The sequence below is a fragment of the Pseudomonas sp. K5002 genome, assembly GCF_013386655.1.
Taxonomy (GTDB): Bacteria; Pseudomonadota; Gammaproteobacteria; order Pseudomonadales; family Pseudomonadaceae; genus Aquipseudomonas.
Genome location: NZ_JACARK010000394.1, coordinates 1 through 2,342, shown reverse-complemented (window position 1 = coordinate 2,342; position 2,342 = coordinate 1). Strand labels below are relative to the sequence as shown.

Below are 2,342 nucleotides of genomic sequence, written 5' to 3'. Positions count from 1 at the left end.
CTGGATAAAGTCATCGGCCAGGTGCTGCCGCTGGCGCGCACGGCGGCCAATGACCGCTGGCAGAGCGGGCGCTGGTACCTGCGGGACAACCATTGCCGCCTGGTGCCGGGCGATTCACCGTTGGGTTATCGCCTGCCACTGGCCTCGCAACCGTGGGTAACGGCGGCGGACTATCCGTTCGTGCACCCCACCGATCCCAATCAGGACCTGGCAGACCTGCCGACCACCTCACAACTGCAAAGCCATGGCGAGGCAGCTGCCAGCCAAGACCGTATCCCGAAGATCGACGAGTCTGCCGACTGGCTGACCCGCACCGCCCTGTGCGCCGAGGCACGGGACGGCCGCTTGTACCTGTTCATGCCGCCGCTGGAACGGGTCGAGGATTACCTGGAACTGGTGGCCGCCATCGAAGCCACCGCCGAAGAACTGCATTGCCCGGTGTTGCTGGAAGGTTATGAGCCGCCGAGCGACCCACGCCTGAGCAACTTCCGGGTGACGCCGGATCCGGGTGTGATCGAGGTCAACGTGCAGCCGTCCGCCACCTGGGACGAGTTGGTGGAACGCACCGAGTTTCTCTACGAAGAAGCCCGGCAAACCCGCCTCACCACAGAAAAATTCATGATCGACGGGCGCCACACCGGCACCGGCGGCGGTAACCACTTTGTGCTCGGTGGCGCTACGCCCAAGGATTCGCCGTTCCTGCGGCGTCCCGATCTGCTGCGCAGCCTGATCAGCTATTGGCATAACCACCCGTCGCTGTCCTACCTGTTTTCCGGCCTGTTCATCGGCCCGACTTCCCAGGCACCACGGGTCGACGAAGCGCGCAACGATGCGTTGTATGAGCTGGAAATCGCCTTCGCGCAGATGCCCGAAGCGGGCGAAGAATGCCCGCCATGGTTGGTGGACCGCCTGCTGCGCAACCTGCTGATCGACGTCACTGGCAATACCCACCGTGCCGAGTTCTGCATCGACAAGCTCTACTCGCCGGACGGTGCCACCGGCCGCCTGGGCCTGCTGGAATTGCGTGCCTTTGAAATGCCGCCCCACGCCCGCATGAGCCTGACCCAACAATTGCTGCTGCGGGCACTGGTCGCGCGGTTCTGGCGTGAACCCTATGCGCCGCCGAAGCTGGCGCGCTGGGGCACAGAGCTGCATGACCGCTTCCTGCTGCCGCACTTTATCGAGCAGGATTTTGCCGACGTGATCGTCGAGCTGAACGCTGCCGGTTATCCGCTGCGGGCCGAATGGTTTGCCGCGCACCTGGAGTTCCGCTTTCCCAAGGTCGGTGACTACGCCGTCAGCGGTATCGAACTGGAATTGCGCCAGGCCCTGGAGCCCTGGCATGTGCTGGGCGAGGAGGGCGCGGTGGGCGGTACGGTGCGTTACGTGGATTCGTCCCTGGAGCGCCTGCAGGTCAAGTTGAGTGGCCTGTCGCCCCAGCGTTACCTGCTGACCTGCAATGGCATCCCGGTGCCGCTGCAACCCACCGGGCGCGTCGGCGAGTTTGTGGCTGGCGTGCGTTATCGCGCCTGGCAACCGGCCAACTGCCTGCAGCCAACGATCCCGGTGCATGCGCCACTGGTGTTCGATCTTTTGGATACGTGGATGCAGCGCTCGCTGGGCGGTTGCCAGTACCATGTCGCCCATCCGGGCGGGCGCAATTACGACAGCCTGCCGGTGAATGCCAATGAAGCTGAAAGCCGGCGGATGGCGCGGTTTTTCCGCTTGGGACACAGCCCCGGGAAATTGCCGGTGCCGAGTGTGGAGATCAATGATGAATTGCCGATGACCCTGGATTTGCGGCGCTTCCCCAATAAGAATGACTAAATGCGATTCAAAATGTGGGAGCAGGGTTTGTGTGGGAGCTGGCTTGCCTGCGATAGCATCACCTCGGTNNAGCCAGCTCCCACACAAGCCTGCTTGCACACTGGATTTGCAGTGTTTGTAAATTAATCTGACTTCCCTTGCCTCTGCCGAGCGTTCCATGCCCGACTTGCTCGACCGTTACCCGCTGACCGCGGGCACTTATCACGAACTGCTGGACGACAGCGGCGCGGTTCGCGCCCATTGGCAGCGGCTGCTCGATCACTTGCAACGCAGCACCCCGGCGCAACTGGCCCAGCGCCAGGCCTTGCTGACCCGGCAGATCCAGGAAAACGGCGTGACCTATAACGTCTACGCCGACCCCAAGGGCGCCGATCGTCCCTGGGAGCTGGACCTGCTGCCCCACGTGCTGGCCGCCGATGAATGGAAGCAACTCTCCGCCGGCATCGCCCAGCGTGCGCGCCTGCTGAATGCAGTACTGGCCGACCTCTACGGCCCGCAACGCCTGATCGCCGAAG

At 63.5% G+C, this 2,342-nt stretch carries 2 protein-coding genes; both read left to right on the top strand.

The window, feature by feature from the left end:
* Positions 1-1,827: transglutaminase family protein (locus HX846_RS18525; RefSeq protein WP_178965862.1), on the top strand; the 1,827-nt coding region annotated here is incomplete at its 5' end.
* Between the two features lie 157 nt (positions 1,828-1,984).
* A partial coding sequence (locus HX846_RS18520) for a circularly permuted type 2 ATP-grasp protein (RefSeq protein ID WP_178965861.1) occupies positions 1,985-2,342 on the top strand: 358 nt, incomplete at its 3' end.